The organism is Planktothrix mougeotii LEGE 06226 (assembly GCF_015207485.1).
Lineage (GTDB): Bacteria > Cyanobacteriota > Cyanobacteriia > Cyanobacteriales > Microcoleaceae > Planktothrix.
The window spans coordinates 1-8,022 of sequence record NZ_JADEWU010000134.1 but is presented as its reverse complement, the minus strand read 5'-3'; the positions used below and the strand labels follow the sequence as shown (position 1 = coordinate 8,022).

Sequence of the window (8,022 nt, the reverse complement as noted above, 5' to 3'; positions counted from 1 at the left end):
CCCCCCACACCAACCACTCCTACACCGACAACGCCAACCCCAACCACTCCCCCCACACCGACCCCGATAACAGCACCTCTGGTTCAAGGAAGTGAGGGGAATGATAATCTATTAGGAACTGAGAGACAAGATTTGGTAGCAGGTTTAGGCGGAGATGACACTATTTTAGGATTTGCTGGGGATGACTCCCTCAATGGCAATAGTGGCAATGATATTATCTATGGCGGTCAAAATAACGATACCCTAATTGGTGAAGGGGGGAATGACCTGCTACAAGGAAATAAAGGCGATGATTTTATTAATGCTGGCGCTGATAACGATACGGTTTATGGGGGAATTAATAATGACACTCTCTTGGGTGAGGATGGTCGAGATCTAATTTTTGGCGATAACGGGGATGATAGTATTGATGGGGGACTTCGTAGCGATACCCTCTATGGCGGACAAGATAACGACACCATCGCGGCGGGAGATGATGATGATGTCGCCTATGGGGGTCAGGGTCAAGACTCCCTTGAAGGGGGTAAGGGCAATGATTGGCTCCAGGGAGATCAGCAAAATGATATTGTCGCTGGTTCCAGAGGAAATGATTGTCTTTATGGGGGTCAAGGAGATGATACCCTAATCGGAGGAACCGAAAATGACTTCCTCAGTGGGGATAAAGAGAATGATATTCTCATCGGCGTTGACCCTAATTCTCAACCTGCTGGATTTGTTGAAATTGATACCTTGAGTGGGGGAATTGGAAATGATACCTTTGTTTTAGGGGATGCCACTCAAACCTATTATGTCAATGGGGGTGGTAGTGAAATTGGGTTTGTGGATTATGCACTGATCCTTAATTTTAATCCCCAGGAAGATGTATTGCTCTTAGGCCCTGGTAATTATTTAGCCGCAGGTTCCCCGGAAAATTTACCCCAAGGAATGGCTATCTATTTATTAACCGGAGAAGAAACAGAATTAATTGCCATTCTCGATGGTGTTACTGATTTTAAATTTGATGCAAATATTGGTCAGCCCGGTAGTCCGATTCAATTTGCTGGGGGAAATACAGAAACCACAACATAAGTAGAGACGTGTCATGGCGCGTCTCTAAAAATTATACCTAGGATTGAAACTATGCCCAAAAACACTATAGCAATCCTCAATAGGTTGTAATATTTTATCGTAGGGGTAATGCCCTTCCAAACCCTTTTTGCGCCTGGGTTTGGGAACCAAACCCCTACAGAACTTTTTCATAAATAATTTAGGATTGCTATATGTTTCTCTATCCTTTTATTCAAAATAAAAAATGGGGATATATTAACCAAGTCGGACAAGTCGTAATTGAACCGCAATTTGAATCAACATTAGGATTTTCGGAAGGACTAGCCCCCGTTAAAATTAAATCTCAAAAAGGTTATATTGATTTAAACGGAAATCTCGTGATTCCGGCTAAGTTTGATGTCGCTTGGGGTTTTTCCGAAGGACTGGCGGCGGTTAAAATTAATGATAAATGGGGATATATTGATAAAACTGGAAAATTTATAATTCCCCCTCAGTTTAATTTTGCCTGGAGTTTCTCGTCTCAACTTGCTGCGGTACAAAAAGATAAAAAGATGGGCTATATTAACCATCAAGGAGAATGGGTAATTTCCCCTCAATTTGATAATACCTCGGAATTTAAAGAAGGATTAGCCGCTATTAACTTGCAAGGAAAAGTTGGTTATATTAATACAACGGGAAATATAGTAATTTCACCTCAATTTGATTTAAGTTGGCGGTTTTCTGAAGGATTAGCGATGGTTTTAGTTAAAGATAAAATGGGATATATTGATAAAAAGGGAAATATAGTAATTCCACCAGAATTTGATTATGGGTGGGATTTTTCCCAAGGGTTGGCAGTGGCGAGAAAAGGCAGAAAATGGGGTTATATTAATCATCAGGGAAATTTTGAGATTGCTTTACAATATGAAGAAACTGCTAATTTTTCCGAAGGGTTAGCAGCCGTGAAAATTAAACAACAATGGGGTTATATTAATCAAAAAGCCTTGATAAAAATTCCGCTTCAATTTGATAGTGCCAATGAATTTAAACAGGGATTAGCAGCCGTTAGAATTCAAGATGAATGGGGGTATATTAATTCAGCAGGTGCATGGGTTTGGCAACCTACAAAATAAATTGTTAATTTTAGTTGAATTGTTCAAATAATTACGCATTGAGAATTAATAAATAATGGTTCAGTCCCGCCATAGGATTCTATTAGTTGAAAGTCTCTATGTAGTAAGCCCTTCAGGGCTTTCATTTAGCAGTTAGTAGAAAGTTAAAAACAATAATTGTATGATCAGGCAATCGACTCGTTTCAGCCCCGTAAACAGGATTCTATTAGTAGAAAGATCAAGTAGAAACTCAGAGGTTTGGTCTAAGCCGAAAAAGAAATTGACCCGGAAAAACGCCAAGCCTTATTAACATTTGTGGTGGTAGGAGGTGGCCCCACTGGGGTTGAATTAGCGGGGGCTTTAGCGGAAATTGCCTATCGAATTCTTAAAGAAGAATTTCGCAGTATTGATACCTCTGAAACTCAGATTTTATTATTAGAAGGAATGGATCGAATTTTGCCCCCATTCCCCCCAGAATTATCGGCTGAAGCTCAAAAAGGGTTAGAACACTTAGGGGTAACAGTTCGCACAAAAACCTTAGTAACCAATATTGATAATCAGGTTGTAACGTTGAAATCGGGAGAGGAAATTCAGCAGATTCCCGCCCAAACAATTTTATGGGCAGCCGGGGTAAAAGCGTCTAAAATGGGAGAAGCGATCGCTCGGACAACAGGTACTCAATTAGATCGAGTCGGACGGGTTATGGTTGAACCTAATTTAACACTTCCTAACCATCCTAATATTTTTGTAATTGGAGATTTAGCGAATTTTTCCCATCAAGGAGATCAACTCCATCAAATTTAATTTCGCTCCAAACAGGGGAAGCTACTCAAAAAATAAGTATCAAGTTTAGAGTTAAAATTTTATCAGTTTATTCCCAATTTTTAAGAACAAAAACAAGCACAGCCAGTTTCAGCGTAAAACTTTCGCCTGTTTGAGCCGTCTTGACTCATGACTTGGGTGTTAATTGCACCACTCATTCACAATTAATGGCATAATCAAACAAAATAGGGTCAATATTGTTGCTATGGTCGGTCAGCTTTTAGATGGACGCTATCAAGTCATCGACGTGATTGAGTCAACGGAGTTCGGGAAAACCTATCTCGCCAAAGATACTCGCCGACCGGGTGAGTCGTTGTGTTTTGTTAAGCATTTGCATCTCGCCCCAGAAGATGCCAAACTCGTCAATGTAGCCCGTCAGCGCTTTCAACAAGAAGCCAAGGTCTTAGAAAAACTGTCTCAACATGATCAAATTCCACACCTGTTGGCTTATTTTGAAGAAAATCGAGAATTTTATTTAGTCGAATCTTATATTGCGGGTCATTCCTTAATTGATGAAATTTTACCGGGTCAGCCCTTAACAGAAAATCAAGTTATAAATTTGCTAACGGATGTGTTAAGAATTCTCCAATTTGTACATCAACAGGGAGTCATCCATCGGGATATTAAACCGGGTAATTTAATCCGTCGTCAAACCGATGGAAAAATTGTGCTACTGGATTTTGGGGCGGTTAAAGAAATTAATCTCAACTCTCATCAGAATTCCCCCACCAGTCGTGTTGGGACTCTGGAATATATGCCTCTTGAACAATTCCAATGTCATCCCCATTTTAATAGTGATATTTATGCTTTGGGAATGGTTGCAATTCAAGCATTAACGGGTTTACCTGTATCTGAATTACCCAAATTACGGAAAAATAATGGCTCTAATGTTGGGGACATTGTTTGGCGACATTTAGCGATTATTAGTGTTGAATTGGGCGATATTATTGATAAAATGGTTTGTTCAGATTATCGGCAACGGTATCAATCTGCTGATGAAGTTCTATCGGCTCTTAAAACTTTTCAATCTCCCTATTCTCCTAACCTTTCTAAATCTAAACTAGAAATTTATCGGGAAGAAGTTAAAAGTTGCGCCAACCATCATCGCGGTGAAATTTCGATTATTGGTCGGCAAATTTTAGAAGAATTGCGCTTAAGTTTAGAGTTGTTACCGGAAGAAACAGAAGCAATTGAAGATGAAATTTTAAACCCCTATCGGAAATATCGAGAAAAGGGAGAACGGTATGAACAAGCGTTAATTGCAACGATGCAACAAGAATATCCCTTTACTCCTGAAACCCGTGAAGAATTACAACGATTACAACAACTCTTAGGCTTAACGAATGAAGATATTGCAGCTATTGAAAAGCAGATTTTACCCCAATCTATTTTAAGTCAAATTGCTCAAGTTATCCAGAATTTTAGTTGGAATCCAAAGCCATACTCATCTCCAAAAACAGAGTCTAAATTCTTTAAAAAACTTCATCTATCTCAACTGCTTTGGTTAGGATTAGGTTTGGTTAGTTTATTGGGAATTCTTCTAGCAACTTATGAATATCAAAAATGGAGAAATGTACAAGAATTACAAACTCAAAACTTGAATAAAATTAATGAATTTTTAGCCGTTGGAAATTATGATCAATGTTTAGATGAAGCTCAAAAGATGGCTGAACTCTCTCGTCAAAATCAAGCCCTTCAAAATCTGATTCAAAAATGTCAAGATAAAGTGTTTTGGAAAACCGTTACGCCTCAAAATTTTGCTCAAAATTCCGATGCGGTTTGGGCCGTTACCTTTAGTCCCGATGGTCAAACTCTCGCCACTGGGAGTGAAGATACACTGGTAAAACTCTGGGATATTCAAAGTGGAACAGAAACTAAACGTTTAGAAGGAGATTCTTCTCCGATTTATTCAGTTGATTTTAACTCCGATGGCACAGAAATCTCCTCGGGAAGCGCATTTTGGCAAATCTTAGAATGGAATCTAACCACCGGACAACCTTATCAACCCCTACAACATTTAGCAACAATTTGGTCAGTGGATGTTAGCCCGGATAATCAAAAAATTGCCAGTGCTAGTGCAGATAAAACAGTTAAAATTTGGAATCGAAAAACAGGTGAAATTTTACACAATTTAACAGACCATCAAGATGAGGTTTATGTCGCTATTTTTAGCCCCGATAATCAACTTTTAGTCACAGGTTCAAAAGATCAAACAATTAAAATTTGGAAGGTAGACACCGGAGAATTAATGAATACCCTCACCGGACATTTAGAGGCGGTGCGCTCACTAGCCATCAGTTCTGATGGTAAAATAATTGTCAGTGGGAGTTTGGATAATACCGTCAAAGTGTGGAACCTAGAAACCGGAGATTTAATTCATACCCTCACTGGACATACTAACGATGTTTTATCCGTTGCCATTAGTCCTGATAATAAGATTATTGCTAGTGGTAGCCGGGATAAAACCATTAAACTCTGGAATTTAAAAACGGGAGAATTATTAAATACCTTAACCGGACATCAAGATGAGATTTATTCGGTTAAATTTAGTCCCGACGGAAATCGTTTAGTCAGTGGAAGTAAAGACAAAACGATTAAATTATGGTTACGTTAATACAAACCGCGTAGAAACTAGAGAGACGCGCCGTGGCACGTCTCTACAAAAAAAGCTAAATTCCTAATGCTGCCAGCGTTGCAGGGCCAGCAATACCATCGGCGGAGAGTCCACAATCTGCTTGAAATGCTTTAACAGCATGGGCGGTTAGTTTCCCATAGTAACCTGTGGAGTTCGCATTAAAATAACCCAGGTTAGCTAAACGATTTTGCAGTTTTTTGACCTGATAGCTACTGTCACCCCGCGACAGATAGCCACTACCCCCGCCACAATAACGACTACAGCCATAACTGGTATCAGTATACTGATGCTTCTTCGGTTTATGATATCCACCGACTCCTAACGCTGATGCCGTTGCAGGGCCAACAACTCCATCGGGATGCAAGCCATTATCCCGTTGAAAAGCCATGACAGCGTGTTTTGTGTAGGAGCCAAAGTAACCCGTTGCTCTGGCGTTTAAATAACCTTGATTCTGTAACGCATATTGAACCTGTTTAACACCATAGCCACTATCGCCTCGGTAGAGGGCTGCGCTGGCGGGTTGGCTGACACTCAACACAGATAAGCCAATAGCTGCTGCTACAATCGGCATCCAGCAAGCCGTTGACATTTGACTCCAATTCACGCCCCGGAATAGTACCAAACCGCCATTGAGATGGGGTTGCCGAGGAGACTCATAAGCAGAAACAAGATGATTATAAGCAAGCGTATCCATGAAATCCTCGATGAATGGCTCAAAATTACAATAAGCAGTAGTGAATCTGATTAAAATTCAGCTACTAACCCTTAATTTATAGCTTTCAGATCAATTAACGTCCAGAGTAATTTTATGTTTTCCGCTATTTTTATTAAAACTTAACAAATTTATTGCCATTTTTGGGAGGCACAAACTTTATAGTTTACTATAAATCCAAAAATATGAATCCCCTTGGCGGAGAAAGCATGGTTAATTTTTATATCGGGATTGATTTTGGCACGTCCGGTGCTCGTTCTATTACGATTAATCCTGAAGGAACAGTGGTAGCTGAAACTCAATTTCCGTTTCCCCCCTTAACAGACTCTTCAGAATACGTTTCCCTTTGGAAAACGGCTTTATTCACAGTGATTCAAGAAATTCCGGTGAATGTTCGCCGTCAAATTCAAAGAATTGTAATTAATGGAACCTCTGCCACTGTGCTACTTTGTGATCCTCAAGGTATCCCCGTAGATTCCCCTATTTTATACAATGATAGTCGAGGTGCTACCGTTTTAGAATTGTTAAAAAAAATTAGTCCTCCTGATCATTGTGTTATAAGTGCCACTTCTAGTTTAGCCAAACTGATCTGGTGGCTAACGGTTAAAAAGATTGATATCCAACAACAATTGGGTTGCTTATACTTTCTCCATCAAGCTGATTGGTTAGCATTTTTGCTGCATGGAAAATTAGGGATTAGTGATTATCATAATAGTTTAAAATTAGGTTATGATGTAGAGAATTTTGCCTATCCCCATTGGTTAATTAACAGTTTAAAATCCCTGATCAATTTAGATCGATTGAAACTTCCTGATGTCGTTTCTCCGGGAACTCCCATCGCCACAATTACCCCAGAAATAGCAGAACAATTACAGTTACCCAAAACCTGTAAAGTTTGTGCAGGAACCACCGATAGTATCGCTGCATTTTTAGCAAGTGGGGCAAATGTTCCAGGGGAGGCCGTCACCTCTTTAGGCTCAACATTAGTTTTAAAACTCCTCAGTAAAACTCCCGTAAATAATATTAAATATGGTATTTATAGCCATCGTTTAGGGGATTTATGGTTAACGGGAGGTGCATCTAATACGGGAGGTGCCGTATTACGTCAATTTTTTAGCGATCTTGAATTGGAAACTTTCAGTCGTCAGATTAACCCTAATAATAATAGTCATTTACATTATTATCCCTTAATTAAAAAAGGCGAGCGTTTTCCGATAAACAATCCTGAATTACTTCCCACTCTTGAACCTCGTCCTGATAATCCTGTTGAGTTTCTCCAAGGGTTATTAGAAAGTATGGCTAAAATTGAAGCTCAAGGTTATCAACTTTTACAACAGCTTGGCGCAACTCCGTTAACTCAAGTTTATACCGCCGGAGGTGGAGCCCAAAATTCCACATGGACAGCTATTCGTCAGCGCTATTTAAACGCTCCTATCGTGCAACCTATTCATACAGAAGCCGCCTATGGTAGTGCGTTACTTGCCTTAAAGAAAGTAAAAAATGAAGCTTAAGATATTACTATCTCATACTCAATTAAATTCAAAATCAGGAACACTGAAGATTGCAGAGAAAACTGGAGTCAGAGATAAGGTCAAGCCCTCGGTCTGTTAGTGTGTCTCGGCTGCATCCATCGCTGGACTTCGACCTAACACCTATAAACGGGTGTTCTGCCCGTGACCTTACTTGGTTAAGCCAATGAGAGTAATCATCTTGAG

General features: G+C 39.7%; 6 protein-coding genes and 1 rRNA gene. 5 read left to right on the top strand and 2 right to left on the bottom strand.

Translation table 11 applies throughout. The annotated features are described in order from the left end of the window. The 4 genes from IQ236_RS27095 to IQ236_RS27080 all read left to right on the top strand — a co-directional run. On the top strand, positions 1 to 1,068 hold a 1,068-nt coding region (locus IQ236_RS27095), incomplete at its 5' end, for a calcium-binding protein (protein ID WP_193872271.1). Positions 1,069 to 1,259: 191 nt separating this feature from the next. Beyond that, positions 1,260 to 2,159, top strand: coding sequence for a WG repeat-containing protein (locus IQ236_RS27090; protein ID WP_193872269.1), 900 nt, complete (start codon positions 1,260 to 1,262; stop codon positions 2,157 to 2,159). Positions 2,160 to 2,453: 294 nt separating this feature from the next. Continuing rightward, positions 2,454 to 2,942 carry an NAD(P)/FAD-dependent oxidoreductase gene (locus IQ236_RS27085; protein ID WP_322744385.1) on the top strand — a complete coding sequence of 163 codons (489 nt, stop codon included), beginning with the start codon at positions 2,454 to 2,456 and terminating at the stop codon, positions 2,940 to 2,942. Between the two features lie 223 nt (positions 2,943 to 3,165). Then, positions 3,166 to 5,574: a serine/threonine-protein kinase gene (locus IQ236_RS27080; RefSeq protein WP_193872267.1), complete on the top strand. Its 2,409-nt coding sequence runs from the start codon at positions 3,166 to 3,168 to the stop codon at positions 5,572 to 5,574. 55 nt (positions 5,575 to 5,629) lie between these two features. Here IQ236_RS27080 and IQ236_RS27075 read toward each other — a convergent pair whose 3' ends face one another. Further along, the gene (locus IQ236_RS27075) at positions 5,630 to 6,289 is read right to left on the bottom strand and encodes a peptidoglycan-binding domain-containing protein (RefSeq protein WP_193872265.1); all 660 of its coding nucleotides are present in this window, start codon (positions 6,287 to 6,289) and stop codon (positions 5,630 to 5,632) included. A 227-nt stretch (positions 6,290 to 6,516) separates the two neighbouring features. Here IQ236_RS27075 and IQ236_RS27070 point away from each other — a divergent pair, with 227 nt between their 5' ends. Further along, positions 6,517 to 7,818, top strand: coding sequence for an FGGY-family carbohydrate kinase (locus tag IQ236_RS27070; RefSeq protein WP_193872263.1), 1,302 nt, complete (start codon positions 6,517 to 6,519; stop codon positions 7,816 to 7,818). A gap of 76 nt (positions 7,819 to 7,894) precedes the next feature. Here IQ236_RS27070 and IQ236_RS27065 read toward each other — a convergent pair. Continuing rightward, positions 7,895 to 8,022 (bottom strand): 23S ribosomal RNA (locus IQ236_RS27065); the annotation flags it as partial.